This is a genomic window from Sphingomonas eleionomae (genome assembly GCF_049889035.1).
In the GTDB taxonomy this organism is placed as follows: domain Bacteria; phylum Pseudomonadota; class Alphaproteobacteria; order Sphingomonadales; family Sphingomonadaceae; genus Sphingomonas.
This window is the reverse complement of record NZ_JBLTWP010000004.1, coordinates 506,091-522,242: the sequence shown is the minus strand read 5'-3', so window position 1 is coordinate 522,242 and position 16,152 is coordinate 506,091. Positions and strand designations below refer to the sequence as shown.

The window sequence follows — 16,152 nt, the reverse complement described above, 5'->3', positions numbered from 1 at the left end:
CGGATATGGAGTTGGTCAATGCTGGATCGCAGCGGCAAAACGCCGCATGATCTTGCCAAACAGACCAACAGGGAGAGGAAGAAGAGCCATGTGTGATACCCACGCCCCCGTCACGCCCAGCGCCAAGGCCCTGCTCGCCGGTCTGCCCACCAACTGGGGTCGATGGGGCAGCGAGGACGAGGTCGGTGCGCTGAACTTTCTGGACGCAGCACAGGTGCTCCGCGGCGTTTCGGCAGTAAGGTCCGGCAAGACCTTCACCCTGCAAGTCCCGATGGGGCATGAGAAAGGCGACCCTGTCTGGCCCGGCCGCAAACAGGCGCAACGGGTCAATGTCCTGGACAAGGGCGATTTCCTGTCCGGCAAGATGCCCGAGATTCCCGGCGGCACCGAATATTCGGACGACATGATGATCCTGTATCTGCAGGGATCGACCCAGTATGACGCGCTGGGCCATGTCTGGCATGATAATCAGCTTTATAACGGCTATGATGCCCGCTCGACCATCGGGGCGATGGCCAAGGCGAGTGTTCTGCCGCTGGCCGAACGCGGGATCGCAGGCCGTGCGGTGCTGGTCGATATTGCCCGGTATCGCGGCAAGCCCTGGCTGGAGCGTGGCGAAGGTTTCGGGCTGGATGACCTGCTGGCGGCGGCAGAGGCGCAGGGCGTCGCTATCGAGAAGCGCGATATCCTGATCCTGCGCACCGGCTGGATCGGCTCATATTATCAGCGCGATGCGGCCGAGTTCTACGACAATTATGCCGAACCCGGTCTGTGCTTCAGCCGCGAGCTGGTTGAATGGTTTCACGCCATGGAAATTCCCAATCTGGTGACGGACACCATCGCCAACGAACTGGCGATCCATCCTGAATCCGGCGTGTCCTTTGCCATGCACCATTCGCTGATGCGCAATCTCGGCGTGACCTTTACCGAAATCGCGCAGTTGGACCCTCTGGCCGCCGATTGTGCGGAGGACGGCCAGTGGACATTCCTGTATGTCGCCGCGCCCCTGAAGGTCGTCGGCGGGACGGGCGCTCCGGTGAACCCGGTGGTGATCAAATGATGGCGATGGCCTGCAGGCAGGCAGTCTGGCCGATGCCGACGTTCCGCGCCGGACTGACGATCCTGCAACGCGAACGTCGGTCAGCGCATCGCGGCAACCTCCGCCGATCGCCAGATCAGCGTCCGGTCCGACAGAGCGTCTGGGACCTGCTGGTGCCGCTTTAACGGTTGGCGGCCATCGGGCCGAAACGCGAACCGCCCTTTAATCAGCGGGTCCCAGCTTGGAGCGCAAGTGGTTCCACCCCATTTGGGATGACTTGACGCCAATCTCTGGGCGCATTTCATGGTCAAGCTAGCGTTTCAGGTAGGGGACCCCCTACGACACCCTGACATTTTAATGCCAATCGGTCATGACGCTGTCGAATAAATGCCCCCACGCCACACCGTCGTGAGTGGAATCGACGACCGAATGGTCAGACCTGAGCCATTCCCCAATCATTCGGGTTGTGCAGCCATTCGTTGATGACTGCACAACCCGCATGGGCAGAGCTCAACCCCTGCGATGCCGGGGTTATTCACCGCGTTGCTGCCTCTGCGGGTGCGCCCCGCCCGGGCGGCGGGGTTCGCCCGCTCCGATGATCGCGATCCCGGCGCTTGTTCGGGGCGGTTCTTGCCTTTGGAAAGGATGGGCAATCTGAACCGGGCCGATCGCAAGGCATTGCGGCGCATATTATCGCCCCTCCCGCGTCAACTTATCCTGGCGCTGCGTGCGGAACCCTCGCTCAGCAGTGACGCTTTGCTGATGATGCTCGGAACCAGCGCTACCAGATGGCTCATCGAGGCTCAGCGCCAACCTGGTCCGTTCTGGCGGCATCTCTGGCCAGGGTGAGCGATGCCAATGACTTGCCATCCACGATCAAGCCCTACAGGGTGAGGAGACCATGCGCAGCGATATCGATCATCTACCCCCGGCCAAGCAGCGCGAGCTTGAGCGGGTGGTGCAGATCCTGTTCGAGGAGTTCGACGATGCGCTGGCGCTGGCCAAGCATGAGTGGAAGAAGAAGGGCCGCATCCTCAAGGTCATCCTCTATGGCAGCTATGCCAGGGGCGGCTGGGTCGATGAGCCGCATACCGCCAAGGGCTACAAGTCGGACTTCGACCTCCTGGTCATCGTCAACGACAAGCGATTGACCGACCGGGTGACCTACTGGCTGAAGCTCGAGGACCGGCTGAACCGCGAGCTTGGCATCACCAGGACGCTGAGCACCCCAGTCAACTTCATCGTCCATACCCTGCAAGAGGTGAATGACGGCCTTGCCCATGGCCGCTACTTCTTCATGGACATCGCCCATGATGGCATCGCGCTTTACCAGTTCGACGATACCGAGCTCCACATCCCCAAGCCCAAGACGCCCGAACAGGCGCTCGCCATGGCCAAGGAGTATTTCGAGGAGTGGATGCCAGCAGCTGCCGACTTTTCAGACAGCTACCGGCATCTGCTTAGCAAAGGACGGCATAAGCGGGCCGCTTTCATGCTCCATCAAGCTACCGAGAACCTCTACCATTGCCTGTTGCTGGTGGTGACTTTCTATACGCCACATGTTCACAATATCGGATTTCTGCGCACCCAAGCCGAGCGGCTGGACCGGCGGCTGATCGATGTCTGGCCTGCCGATCGCCGGTTCGAGCAGCGCGCCTGGGAGAAGCTCAAGGAAGCCTATGTAAAGGCCCGCTATTCCAAGCACTACCGGATCAGCGAGGAGGAACTGCGCTGGCTTGGCGAGCGGGTCGAGGAACTCGGCCGCGCAGTGCATTCGGTGTGTTCCGAGAGGATTGCCGAGCTAGAGGCACAGCAAGCGAACTAGCGGCAGCTTTGCGCCCTAATCCCGGTCATCCCGAACGGATGCTATCGATCCTGAAAGCTGCCTTCGTTCACGCAGCAGGCGAATGACCGAGACTGGGACTTAAATGCCGATCGCATATAACAGATCGGGTGTCAGCTCTTGTCAGAAGCTGACGTTCGGTGCCTGCCCTCTCGCCGTGCATTACGCTTAAAGTTGGGCTGGTTTCATCGGGCAGCTGCCTAGCGAAGCGGATGTTCGAAGCTGATGGCTTGCGACTGCCCCTGTCCCCTTACCCGGCGTGAAAATTTTCCGCGAGATCGCAATAGACAGTCACCAGACATCCAAAGAAATCTGCAGCGCGCTCAACATCGAGCAGAACGACATCTTTCGTTGCCAAGCCATGAACGAGGTCGTTGCGCGTCTCGATCTGGCGATCCAGTTCATCCCTGACCCGGTTAGCAGTTCTCCGTGCCCCCGCTTCACCGCTCCACTTCTGAGCAGCACGATGCTTCCCAACTTCGTCTCCGAACGGTTCTGGGAGGCCGATTTGCTTAAACAATCGCTCAACGCGCTCTGCCGTGCAATTTCCCATCAGCAATGTGAATACTTCGCCGTTGATGATGAAAGGCTTCCCTCCCGAAAAACAGCTTCCCATACCCGACTGCAACGCAGAAAAATTGTAGCTTACCCCGTTGATCGAACCCTCGGACAATCTCGATAAGGCCCTCGCTGCGTGGACCGAATAGGCGTCCTGTAGTTCCTGCTCGAGATCGCTGAAGCGATCGACCTTGCCTGCAATTGTAGAGACGTGGGTGCTCACAAGTGACTTCACAAAGCCTTCGAAAATCCCATTAAGCTGGATCAGGAGCCCGCGATGTACGACCGCAGGATCGGGCGCCCCCAGCTGAAGCAGGTGGCTAAGTTCCGCCCGGACATGTGCCTTATCGGCGGCGTAGGCAAAGAGATCCGCAGCCTGGCTCTGAATGAACGCGGGAAAGCGCTGGCGCACACGCGCATTCGCCACCACTTCGGCAATGGCGGCCTCGGCACCGGAGCGGGTCGTGGAGAAAGGCGTCATGCAATAGCGCTGGAAATCGTCTCACGGACCCGGTCGATACGCTGAAGGATAGCGGATGCGGTATTTGCCCGACCGACCACAAGGTCATAAGTTTCGGTCCCCGGGTTGGTCAGGGCCTGAACAGCACGGGCAATCTGCGCCGCGTGTGCTCGCATCGTAGGGCCACGATCTGCAAGTTCGTCGATCGCGACCATCTGGGCATCATAAAGCGGACGCGAGAGCACGCCGCGCGGTTTCCCTTCGACTGGCGGCAGGCGAAAAGCCGTGTCTCCGAAGATTGCGAGCGAAAGATCAAGCGCGGCCAGGAAGCGCTCGCGCAGCGCACTGATTTCCGTTTCGCTTAGGCTGCGATTTCGCTTCATGCAATTGTCAAGAATTGACCGGACCGAACCTTGGACATGACTGCGATCACGAAACGCGAAAAAGCGAAGGACGATCTCGCAATCAGTCATCCTTTTGAACAGATTGTTTTCCCTGAGGTCGGCTGACGGTGTCCTGTCGCTCAGCATATGATCGTCGTAATTCGGGATATCCCACGCCCTCGTGAACAACGAATTTCCGGCGAGTTCGATGATCAGCTTATTGAATGGGCCGGCATAAAGCGAATTGCGAAGCTCGTGCGCATTGAGGCGCTCTCCGCCCGTGTTCAATCGATCGAAGACCTGCGCCCGAAGATCGATGCTATCATCGCCACCGCCAGCGACATCAGATGTGAGCGTAATTGCGGAAATCTTAGCGCGCTCGAGCCCGCGCCGGATGAGCGGCGGTAGCTTTGCGAAATTCCGTCCGTTGAGCGAGGGCCAAATCTTTAGGCCTGTCAGGCTGAACTCACCGCTGAGGAACTCGACGACGGCGTTGAGGCGCTGTTGTCCGTCCATTACTTCATAGGCGCCTAAGCTACTTTCGTAGAGAAAAACCGGCGGCACCGGAACGTTCATGATGAAGCTCTCAATGAGCCGAGACTTTTTCACATTATCCCAGCGCAAGCGGCGTTGATATTCGGGCCGAAGGTTGCCCCATTGCCGGCCGCGGATAAAATCAACAACGTGCGGAAGGAAAAAATCATTCTTGTCCTGCACGACGCGAAGACGTCCCAGCTCATATTCGCGCTCTATAACACGATCGCTGGCACTCGCCGGCAGTACCGAAACAATCGCTTCGTCATCATCGCCTTGATCCTGATTCAGGTCAGGTACGTCACTCATCAAAAATTCCAATCCTTGGCTTCGGGCCACGGCTGATATAATCGGCGTCGTGCGGAAACTTCTAGCGCCCTTTCGCAAATTCGAGCCGTTCGTTCATTCCCTCTCGAAGTTGCCTGAGACGCGCTAGGCGCTGCAGCGATCCTGCCATTACCTAACTCTGGCTCCTGGGTCAGCGCAGAAACGAGCGCTGGACACCCTGTCACGTCCGACAATCCCTTCTGCCGCTCGGGTGCAATTGCTGCGAACTAACACCTACAACGACCGACATGAAGCGCAGAGCCGACCGGCGATGTGTCCCTCATGGCAGATTTCATCACAAACGGACGTTCGAGTTTGGGGCGCGGAACGACCTAATCTGGGTCGGCAGCTGACATAGGCAGAGGTTCGCCGACACGGCAGCTTATACCATCTACACTCCCGAAACCGGACAGGCAGAAGACGGCCCATTTGCAGTCATTACCGACCCAACAATGTCGCGCTTGCTGGAACGGCCGTTGTTAAGCCGTTTCCAGACTGGCAGGTTCCAGGCGGCACGGCGGCAAAGCAGACGTTTTTGGTAGACCCTCTCGTTTACACCGAGAGGGTCTGCAGTTGGGCCGTCAGCGGCTATGCAGCTATGCGATCAGAAGTCCGCCAAAGCGCACATTCGAACCGGCGCGCCTCTCGGTGTACACGAATTGCTCTACCTCCGACCTTGATGCCAAACCTTCAGTTTCATCACTTGGCAACAGCGCGGATTGGCGGCTGAACGCGCGCGAAAACTTCGTCGTACAAGGCCACCTCACCGGGCATCGCGAGCGTAACGGCTAAGCCAAAGGTGACGGGGTCATCGACGGCTACGCCTTGATCGGGATCGCGCTGCACAACGAGCGGCACGGTCATATCTGCCGTCACGATCGGGGCGTCACTCCCCTCCCAACAACGTGAAAAGATCGTTCCGCGATTGGTCTGGTTCTCATCCGGCTGCCAGCTATGGCCAGCCACGCCCAAATCACCAATTGCGGCAGGCTTCAGGATCTTCAACCTGCAAGTGCGGTAGCTTTTGCGACCCGGCGATACTGGCGTGAACCATGCAAGGGTTGCTGACAGGCTATGCGGCTGGGCCTTGCCGGCTATCGCCAGCGGTACGGGGACAGCGACGGTTAGATTACGATCGCGTGGCAGCGTGCCTGTCGCGAAGAACGTAGCGCGATCCGCCGCACATGCGACCGCCTCGTCGGCATCCACACAACCGAACCCAACAAAGCGACGAATGTTGTCCTTCTGCTTGCTTGCCTGGCCGCGTCCCCACGGGCCAACTGTCGCCTTGATGAGATCGGCAACACCGCGTGGCCAGCGCGCTGGATGAACCAGTAGCGCTTTTAGAAGCGCGGCGCGTTCGAGCGACGGCAACGCGAGGAAAGCGTCACCATATGCAAGTTCCAGCGCGTCATGGATACGGTGGCAGGTCCGCGACGCAAGCGCGGCAGCCGCGCTTGTCCCATTGGTATAGCCGTCCTGATTCTCGCGGCCGCCCGCCGGTGGCGCCGCAACCTTAAGGCCGGCGCCACGCGAGGCGCGGCCGGGTCGCACTTCGATATGATCGTGATTTCGCACAACCTGCATGTGCTCACGCGCGCCGGGTAACAGGATGTCAGGCTTTACCGATCGCGCAAACCCAGGCCCCAGGGCACTCGATGGGTTGGCCGTATCGTGGGCGGGATATGGATCGACCAAAACGCGCGCCAAGGCTCGATCCGCATTGGATACTGCGTCCTTGTTCCAAGCGCCAACCGTCACGCCGTTGATCGTTTCAGCGGGCGAGAACATTCTACGGTCACCGATTACGGCCTGTAACGCGCTGATCATCGAGGTTGCGCGGTGGTCACCTTCGGCCTGCTCATACGCCAGTCCGGTCGGATAGGCGGGGACGGCAATGTCGCTCGTAGCGTTGCCAGCGCTGACGATGAACAAGATCCCGAAGCGCGCGGACAATCGATCGAGCAGCCGCGCCCACGGTGAGAGCTGACCGTGAAACGGTCGAACCCGATTCCCGAGCGAGAGATTGACAATCAGGACATTGGGCCGATTTTCCCGCAATCGCATGATGGCCAGATACATGAGATCAACCACCAGCCTGTCGGTGGGGAAGCCATCATTGTTGCCCAATACCGGGATCACGTGAATTTGACGCGGCAGCGCAGCTGCCGTCTCGTTTCTATCACCATGAACGATCAAAGAGGCCATGGCGGTGCCGTGCGATCGATTCGCGACCAACGCACTAGGTTCAAGTTCGAATGGGTCGTCGAGATCGATATGGCGTGCGAGCAACCGATGCGCTGCAACTGGTACGCCATCCAGCAAGGCCAGAATGGGTTCGCCAAGTGCCCGATCGTCAGGCGCGGTAACGGGCCCTTCGGCAGTATCCGCAATTTCAATTTCAGTGGATGCGCTTTGCGGGCGGATGTGTAGTACCGGCTCGAGACCGGCGACCCCGTCGACGTGCCGGGCGACGATTTGCCTTACGACGGCAGCTGGCAGATCGACGAGCAGCGCATGATAACCGATGTCCGCGATGCGCGCTTGAGAGATGACCAAGCCACCACGCCCGACGATCGCCGCGCGAACATTGGCCTCTTGCTCTGCCGCGATCACATCGCGCTCACGAAATACAAGTTCGACTTCCAGCCGGACCAACGCCGCATCGTCGAGACCGTCTACCGCCGCGTCGAGAAACGAGGAATCGCTGGCATTCACGCGATCAAGCGGACCCCACGGCCGCAGATCGCGAAGCAAATCGAACACAGCGGCCCAGGGGGCCTCACCGCGAACCAGCTGGCCGGTCTGCCATCGGCGCCACAGGGACTCCAAATTGCGAAGCGCAACCATGTCGGGGACAAGGAGATAGGCGTATGGCTGCTTGTCGCTATCGTCGCCTTCGATCTCCTCTTCGTCGATCAGCTCGAGACCGGCAACATTGCGCACAGCATTAGCAAAGGCGTTTATCGAGCCACGAACCTCAAAGACCAAAAGGCGCTCGGGCGCGAGACCTGCTGGATCGGCGCGAAGCTCCAAGGCATTGCCGCCTCGCGCAAGAACTTCGGCCAAGCGCGTGAACTTCGGTCCAAATGTGCCAGTCTGACGGACTTTTGGAAAACTGTCTGGCGCCGGAACATAAGCTGGGCGCCCGAGCTGGCGAGGCTGTTCAGCTTGAGGGGTCAGCCTCAGGAGCGGTTTCGTCGGATCGCTGGGCATGGAGAGCCTCGGGCGTTACCCGCGCCGTCCAGAGTTCAAGTTCCGCGCGTAACGCGTCATCTACCGATACCTCCCCCAGGCCCAATATCTGGCGCCGTCGCACATTCTGGCAGAAGTCGAGCGCTTCAGCATAGCTGACCTCCCCCAATTTGGTAGCAATTCTGCCTGCGCTCATCTTGGGCGCGTCGGGCCAATCTGACAAGACGCGATCAAGGAACACGGTCACATCTCGCTTTTGCGGTGACGGTATTGCTAAGCGCATCTGAAAACGCCGCCAAACGGCGCGATCGAGCAGCTCGCCGTGATTGGTAGCGGCCACCACGACGACGTAGCTCGGCAATTGGTCGAGCTGCATCAGCAGGAAGGACACCACGCGCTTGATCTCGCCTGTCTCGTGCGTGTCGCCGCGTTCCTTACCGATCGCGTCGAACTCGTCGAAGAACAGGACGCTGGGCGTCGTTCGAACATAATCGAACAGCTTGCGCAGACGCGCATTCGTCTCGCCGAGATAGCTCCCGATGAGTGCGTCGTAGCGCACTACGAAGAATGGCAAGCCGAGGCCCTCAGCAACGGCTTCCGCGAAGGAAGTCTTGCCATTGCCCGGCGGCCCCGAAAGCAGCACGCGATGACGGGGCTCGTAGCCGCTCGCACGCAGAACATCGGCTCGTTGATGCTCTTGGATAATCTGGCGGCCGCTTTGCTGAGCTGGCAACGGAAGCAGCAAGTCGTCAAGACGCAGACGCGCGGTTACCTCCAAGATCGCATCGCGACCGCTGGTCGGATTGAGCTGCAGAGAAGTCGATGTGAGCGCGGGCGGCGTCACGGGCACCGCTGATAGGGCGCGCTGCAGGCGATCGGCGACGATATAGTGCTTTTTGGCCCGCTCATCCGCCACGAGAGCCTCGGTCGCTGAGCGCACAGTTTCCCGATCGCCCGCCGCACTGGCGCGCACAAGACTGACGAGAAGATCGCTACGTGCCATGGTCGCCCTGAATTGCCCCCCGCGTCGAGCCCATGCCTGATTTTCCAATGTACCGCATTCGAAGACAAAAGCGCCTTAGCAACCCGTCACGTGCGCCAGGCCGAATCGAAAACAGGCTGAGTCGAATCAGAAGCGCTTCACAGCACTCTACCCTGCCACGGGACCGCGCGTAAACGCGATTGTCGGCCAGGTCAGATGAACGAACGACAGGTTTCGGGATCGGCACCTGCATCATTGAATGACCGAAACTGGCGCGCATTGCCGACCGGCGGTTTGCATCACCAGCAAGCTGGCCGCTGAGAGGCTGGTTGCTGAAAGCCCGGTTTTGGAAAGGGAAAGGCTAAAGCCGCCCTTGGGGTTTTAGGCGGATCATCATCCGCAACAGGTAACCGTCAAAGGGTGGGGGAGCGGAATAGCATTATCTGCGATGGTCCGGCCATGAGCGGACATTTGCGGTTCCCGCGTAAGGGCAATGCTCCCGTCAGCACGCTTCCCCTTTGCGCTCGCGGAATTGTGTGATGTTTTCCAGATTGCTCTCGATGCATTCGGCCAGGGCCAGCACGTGGTGCGCCACTTCAGCGCCCATGGTTGTCAGCCGGTAGTCCACATGCGGCGGAACCACCCGATGGGCGATGCGCTCGATCAGGCCGTCGTCTTCAAGCAGGCGCAGTGACTGCGTCAACATCCGTTCCGACACGCCGCCGATCCGGCGGCGGAGTGCGCTGAAGCGCAAGGTGCCGTCCAGCAGCGCGATCAGCACCAAGGCGCCCCATCTGCTGGTGACGTGGTTCAGCACCATGCGCGATCCGCACTTTTCGTTCAGCACATCCGGGACGAATTCCATCGCTGACCTTTTTCCTCCTACACTTACAAAAATGTTGGTACTTACGTTTTGCAGGTGTCGAACTATCTGGCGGTCGTCAATCGCGAACAAGGATTCGATCCCATGACCATCGCCATCGCCATCACCGGTGCCAGCGGACAGCTGGGCCGTGCCACCATCGCATTTCTCAAGGTCCGCGCCGCTACCACGCCGATCATCGCCCTGGCGCGCGACCCCGCCAAGGTGGCGGATCTGGGCGTTGAAGCCCGCACCTTCGATTACACCCATCCGGTCAACACGCTTGCCCCTGCGCTGACGGGCGTCGAAACGGTGGTCCTGATCTCGTCGAGCGATTTTAACGATCGGGTTGGCCAGCATCGCAATGTCATCGATGCCGCCGTTGCGGCGGGTGTCCGGCGGATCATCTACACTTCGATCCTCAAAGCTGATGTCTCGCCGCTCCTGATTGCGCAGGATCATCGTGCGACCGAAGCCCTCATTGCAGCCTCGGGCCTGAGTGCGACAGTGTTGCGCAACGGCTGGTACACCGAGAACTGGACCGGCACCTTAAGCGCCGCGCTGGCAGCAGGGGCGCTGATCGGGGCAGCGGGCGCAGCCAAGTTCACGCCTGCCACCCGCGGCGACTATGCCGAGGCGGTCGCCATCGTTGCTGCCGATGCCGCCCATAACGGGGAAACTTACGAATTGGGCGGCGATGAAGCATTCACGCTCGCTGAACTTGCGGCCGAAGTTTCACGTCAGACCGGCAAGCCTTTACCCTATAACGACCTGCCGCCCCAGGCCTATCAGGGCATTCTGGAAAGCTTTGGCCTGCACGCAGGGTTTGCCGCGATGCTGGTGGATGTCGATGTAAGGGCCGCAGAAGGATGGCTTGAGGAGCGAAGTGGGACGCTCTCCGGCCTGCTTGGGAGGCCGACTGCTTCCATGGCCAGCGCCGTCGCAGCTGCGCTGCCATGATCAATCAGGCCATCGCGCACGGCCAGCCTTCCTCCCCCTGGCCGCACAGGCGGGACTTAGAATGGCAAGCGTTGTGGGGCGGTATTTGACGGCGACACGCTTGCGCAAAGCAAAGCGCCTCGCGCCCGACCTACCAATCCGCACTCGCAAGCCTCGCACCAGCGCATCTGAACAGTGCACCTATCCCACCCTGGTTGGCTGCCGCGCCCGAATTTGGGCTCGGCTGGGCAGCAACCTGCCTATCCAAGGCTCGCTGGCTGACGGGTTCGCAGGTCCCCCGCCATCTGATGTTCTCTCAAATGCCGGTTCCCTGGCTGCAACCTCAGGTCGCATCGAACCGGAAATACCCTGAGATTGACTGGAATATGGTGGCACTCAAGTCGCCCGAATAAAGGCGTTGTGAGACAAGCATGGCCCGTTTGGTTCCCCGCTAGTCTGCAGCGCCAAGTCGGGGGGATGGCGTGTCGTGCCAGGTCATCTGGCTGATCCGCCCGTCCTTGCCGCGCGCGAACCGGACGATCTCGGCCTCGCTGCCATCCGGGCGGATGCGGCGGAACCGGTCCTCTCCGGCCGGTTTCAGGATCGTCATGTCATCACCAGGGCTCATGGACGGCAGACCGAGCGTCACCAGCCCGCCTGCCCAGGGCAGCACCATCACCTCCGCCCCCCAGGGCTGAGTGGAATAGCGCCCGGCATAGGGCTCCAGGTCAACCGGCGACGCGGCATCATTCTGGTTCTTCGCGGATTGTCGCTTGTTCAGGATGTCGAAGATGCCGTCGACATAGGGGGCGCTTGGTTCGGCGGCATTCATCATCACGATGACCGCAGTCTCGCTGGGCAGGTGCAGCATCAGCCGGGTGAAATAGCCGGGACATTCGCCGCTATGGCCGACATAGGTCTTGTCTCCCCGGCGATAGACGCCAAAGCCCAGGCCGCGCGTGATCCGCCAATCGGGGTCCATGAACTGGACCCGCTGCATATCGCGCAAGGTCGATGATTGCAGCACCTCGGTCTTGCCGGTCTGCAACAATCGGAACTGCCATTGGGCGAACCGCGCAAGATCGACCACCGAAGACGCAAATCCGGCGGCGGGCGTCACCGCGCCGGCATCGAACGGCTTCAGCACCATCCGCTCGCCATCCCGGTCGAGATAGCCATGACCCACTGCCAGACCCCGGCCATACGCCTTCATCGGCAGATAGGGCGTCGTGTGATCCAGCTTCAGCGGGCGCAGGATGTTGGTCGTGACATAATCGGCATAGGGCTGGCCCGATGCAGCGATCACCGCCTCCCCGGCCAGGGTCAGACCCATATTGCTGTACTGATATCTCGTGAAACCGCCATACAGGCGCGTCTGGTCGGCAAAGCTTTTCCGGAACGCTTCGCGCGTGGGAAAGGCGAAATCCGGCGCGCCCCAATATTGGAACCCGCCTTCCCGCGGGACCCCCGCCGCATGGGTCAACAGCCCGCGAAGCGTCACCGGACCACTGGCCCGATCGACTTCCGCAAACTTGGCCCAGGGCAGATAATCGGTCAGCGGCTTGTCAAGCGCCAGGCGATCCTGCTCCACCTGCTGCATCACCGCGACGGCCGTGAACAGCTTCGAGATGGAGCAGATGGAATATCGCGTGTCGGGGCCTGCCGCGACCCGCCCCTGTGCATCGCTGTGTCCGAACCCTTTGGACCAGATCGTCTGCTGCCCCTTCACAATGCCGGCCGACATGCCGGGCACTTTGCGAAAGGCGATCATCCCCTTCAGCCAGGCCGAAATCAGCCGCAGCGCCTCTTTCCGGCCAACGTCTGGCGTCTCCCCCGTCGCCGTTTGCAGGCCGGCGGATGCAGCGGGTTCCACCGGCGGCATACCGGCGGCCGGTGCGGCCAGATGGAGCGTGAGCAACAGTGCGATGGACGTGCGCAAACCGAACATGGGCAGTCTCCCCAAGATGATGCTTGACAGTCCTGCGGATGTTTTGTTCTTTGTGATCACAAAGCATAAATCAAAATGTCGCGCAACGCCGCAGCGACGACAAAATAGCACAGCGGCATCACGAAAGCAGGGGAACGCGAAAGCTGCGGGAGCGCGGTACCGGTCGATGTGGCCGGTCGCCCGGGGCCCGTCAAAGGGAGGCCAAGATGAGCATCTTTTCGCGTACGGTTTCTTCGGTTGCACTGACCATCGCCTGTGCCACGCCCGCCTGGGCCCAAACCGCCCCGTCGGATGATCCGACGGCCGCGTCCGAGGACATCATCGTCACTGGCTCGCGCCTGCCCAGCACGGTGCTGACATCGGTGGCGCCGGTCGCCGCTGTGACGACAGAGGCGGTGGAACAGTCCGGCCTGCAGAACATCGCCGATGTCCTGACCGACATGCCCCAGGTCGGCGTCGGCCTGAATGATTCCAACACCCAGCGACAGGCAACGGCAGTCGGCCTCAACCAGATCGACCTGCGCCGGCTCGGCGCGCAGCGCACACTGGTGCTGGTCAATGGCCGCCGTCAGGTCGCTGGCCAGCCCTTCACTGCCGCGATCGACCTCAACGCCATTCCCGCCGCGCTGGTCGAACGCGCGGAAATCGTCACTGGCGGAGCCTCGGCGGTCTATGGTGCGGATGCGGTCAGCGGGGTGGTCAACATCATCCTGAAGCGGGATTTCGAGGGGCTTCAGGCCCGTGCCTTTGGCGGGGTCACCTCGCGCGGGGACGGCGAATCCTATGGCCTCAGCCTGACCGGCGGCGTCAATTTCGGCGGGGGCCGGGGCAATGTGACCGCCAATGTCTTTTACGACAATGTCGCGGGGGTTCAGTCGACGCAGCGCGACTATGCGGTGAACGGCATCAACACCATCGCCAACCCGGCCAATACCGGCAATGCCGATGGCGCGCCCAATTTCATCACCCGTCCCGGTATCCGTTTTGCCGGGCCGACCCAGATCGCCAGCACCTTCACGACGCTCGGCAACACCGTGTTCACACCCGACGGCCTGTCCAGCCGCCCCTATGACTTCGGTCAGATCGGCAATCGCGCCGGTCGGCTGATCGGCGGCGATGGCGGCTTTTTCGAACAATATGACAATCTGTCGCTGCCGATCGAACGGCTGGGCGGATCGTTCAATGTCGGGTTCGACGTCACCGACGATACGCGCCTGTTCCTGGAAGCGCGGGTCCTCAGCAGCAAGGTGCTGTCTTTCTGGCAGCCGGTGGCGGACGATTTCGTCTATGCCGCCCCGCAGATCAGCGTGAACAACCCGTTCGTTCCCGCCGATTTCCGGCAGGCCGCAACCGCCGCGGGCATCACCCGGTTTCCGGTATTCCGCGTCTATGACGATTTCGGTCGCCGCGGCAGCGATGCCGACCGGCTGATGCAGCAATATACCGCCGGGGTCGAAGGGACGCTGTTCGGCGACTGGCGGTATGAGGCCTTTGGCGGATACGGCCATACCCGGTCCAGCACGATCCTGCTCAATGGACGGCAGCAGGACCGGTTTCTGGAATCGGTCGACGTCATCCTGATCAACGGTCAGCCCGCCTGTGCCAGTGCGGCCGCGCGGGCCAATGGCTGTGCGCCGTTCAATCCGTTCAATCCGTCCGCAACACCGGCGGGGATCGAATATAGCCGCTTCGACGATTTCTACCGCTCCACCGCGTCGCTGGCGATGGTGGGGGCCAGCGCCAACGGCACGCTGTTCGATCTGCCTGCCGGCCCCGTCGCGCTGGCGCTTGGCGTCGAGGCCCGCGATGCCCGCGCCAAGACCCAGCCATCGGCTGCCCTGCAGTCGGGCCGCACCTATTATCCGCAGGAAGCGCCGGTGTCCGGCAGCATCCGAGTCAAGGAAGCCTTTGGCGAATTGCGGGTTCCGGTGCTGCGCGATTCCGCTCTTGGCAAGGAACTGACGCTTCAGGCGGCGGCCCGCATCTCGGATTACAACATCAACGGCACGCAGACATCGTGGAACGCAGGCGGCGCCTATGAGCCGTTCGACGGCCTGCGCCTGCGCGCCATGCGATCGAAGTCGGTGCGCGCGCCCAACATTACCGAGCTGTTTTCGCCGGCGAACGAAACCTTCGTCTTCGTTCAGGATCCGTGCGACGCCTCGGTCGTGACCCAGACCGCCAATCGGCAGCAGAATTGTTCGGCCCTGGGCATTCCGGCAAACTTCAATGCGCCCACCAATGGCCGCACCACGCCGGCACGGGTCGGCGGAAATCCCAACCTGGATGTCGAAACCGCCTGGACCTGGACGTTCGGCGGCGTGATTGCGCCGCCGTCCATCCCCGGCCTGTCGCTGACGGTCGATTATTACGACATCCGCATCGACGGCGCGATCGGCACCATTCCCATCGGCACGATCCTGAACAACTGTGTCGATCTGGACGGACCGCCGGAATCCAACCCGCTGTGCGCGCTGATCACCCGCGATCCGGCCACGCTTGCCGTCACGCGCGTCGTTGCGACGCAGGTCAATGTCGGCCAGCTGTCGACCCGCGGCATCGATTTTGCGCTGAGCTACGACTTTGCGCTGTCGACGCTCAGCCAGTCCCTGCCCGGCCGGATGCAGCTGAGCCTGCAGGGCAACCGGCTGCTTCAGCTGCGCCAGCTGACCAACGCCACCGATCCGCGCACCGAAAACAAGCGCGAAGGGTTTCTGGGCGATCCAGAGCTGGAACTGCTCGGCACCGCCACCTATTCGATCGACGGTTTTTCGGCGACGTGGCGCGCACGGTTCATCCAGAGCACCGACATCAACGGGTCGATCAACCTGTTTGCCGGGCGGCCCGTGGATCTGTTCGACGAGGCAAAGACGGGCGACTATCTGTTCAACGATCTGTCGTTCAACATCGATGTCCTGGACACCAGTTCGGTGCGGCTGAACATCAACAACATCTTTGACGTGAAACCGCCACAGGGACCGTTCAACATCCATCAGGGGATCAACGAGGCGTCGATCTATCCCAATCTCGGGACGACATTTTTGGCTGTCCTGACGCATCGTTTCTGATAGTTGGCAATGCA

Annotated in this window: 10 protein-coding genes; 4 read left to right on the top strand and 6 right to left on the bottom strand. The window is 61.0% G+C overall.

Translation table 11 applies throughout. The features are described from left to right. Positions 1–88 precede the first annotated feature (88 nt). Together ACNI3Q_RS13625 and ACNI3Q_RS13620 are read left to right on the top strand one after the other, a co-directional pair. On the top strand, positions 89–1,060 hold the full coding sequence (locus ACNI3Q_RS13625) for a cyclase family protein (RefSeq protein ID WP_426277538.1): 972 nt from the start codon (positions 89–91) through the stop codon (positions 1,058–1,060). An 880-nt stretch (positions 1,061–1,940) separates the two neighbouring features. Then, entirely contained in the window at positions 1,941–2,864 is a 924-nt protein-coding gene (locus ACNI3Q_RS13620; protein WP_426277536.1) for a HEPN domain-containing protein, read from the top strand. Between the two features lie 268 nt (positions 2,865–3,132). Here the strand turns inward: ACNI3Q_RS13620 and ACNI3Q_RS13615 are convergent, their stop codons facing one another. From ACNI3Q_RS13615 to ACNI3Q_RS13595, 5 genes are all read right to left on the bottom strand, one after another. Beyond that, positions 3,133–3,921, bottom strand: coding sequence for a hypothetical protein (locus ACNI3Q_RS13615; protein WP_426277534.1), 789 nt, complete (start codon positions 3,919–3,921; stop codon positions 3,133–3,135). After that, a complete protein-coding gene (locus ACNI3Q_RS13610) occupies positions 3,918–5,126 on the bottom strand; it encodes a GmrSD restriction endonuclease domain-containing protein (protein ID WP_426277532.1) in 1,209 nt (402 codons plus the stop codon). The genes ACNI3Q_RS13615 and ACNI3Q_RS13610 overlap by 4 nt, the downstream gene beginning before the upstream one ends. Before the next feature lie 717 nt (positions 5,127–5,843). Beyond that, entirely contained in the window at positions 5,844–8,213 is a 2,370-nt protein-coding gene (locus ACNI3Q_RS13605) for a S8 family peptidase (protein ID WP_426277530.1), read from the bottom strand. Between the two features lie 97 nt (positions 8,214–8,310). Continuing rightward, positions 8,311–9,342, bottom strand: coding sequence for an AAA family ATPase (locus ACNI3Q_RS13600; RefSeq protein ID WP_426277526.1), 1,032 nt, complete (start codon positions 9,340–9,342; stop codon positions 8,311–8,313). Between the two features lie 481 nt (positions 9,343–9,823). Beyond that, positions 9,824–10,186, bottom strand: coding sequence for a winged helix-turn-helix transcriptional regulator (locus ACNI3Q_RS13595; protein WP_426277524.1), 363 nt, complete (start codon positions 10,184–10,186; stop codon positions 9,824–9,826). A gap of 102 nt (positions 10,187–10,288) precedes the next feature. Here ACNI3Q_RS13595 and ACNI3Q_RS13590 point away from each other — a divergent pair, with 102 nt between their 5' ends. After that, positions 10,289–11,143: an NAD(P)H-binding protein gene (locus ACNI3Q_RS13590; RefSeq protein ID WP_426277522.1), complete on the top strand. Its 855-nt coding sequence runs from the start codon at positions 10,289–10,291 to the stop codon at positions 11,141–11,143. 430 nt (positions 11,144–11,573) lie between these two features. Here the strand turns inward: ACNI3Q_RS13590 and ACNI3Q_RS13585 are convergent, their stop codons facing one another. Next, positions 11,574–13,070, bottom strand: coding sequence for a serine hydrolase (locus ACNI3Q_RS13585; RefSeq protein ID WP_426277520.1), 1,497 nt, complete (start codon positions 13,068–13,070; stop codon positions 11,574–11,576). Positions 13,071–13,276: 206 nt separating this feature from the next. Here ACNI3Q_RS13585 and ACNI3Q_RS13580 point away from each other — a divergent pair, with 206 nt between their 5' ends. Next, positions 13,277–16,138 carry a TonB-dependent receptor plug domain-containing protein gene (locus tag ACNI3Q_RS13580; protein WP_426277518.1) on the top strand — a complete coding sequence of 954 codons (2,862 nt, stop codon included), beginning with the start codon at positions 13,277–13,279 and terminating at the stop codon, positions 16,136–16,138. The last annotated feature ends 14 nt before the right edge of the window (positions 16,139–16,152 follow it).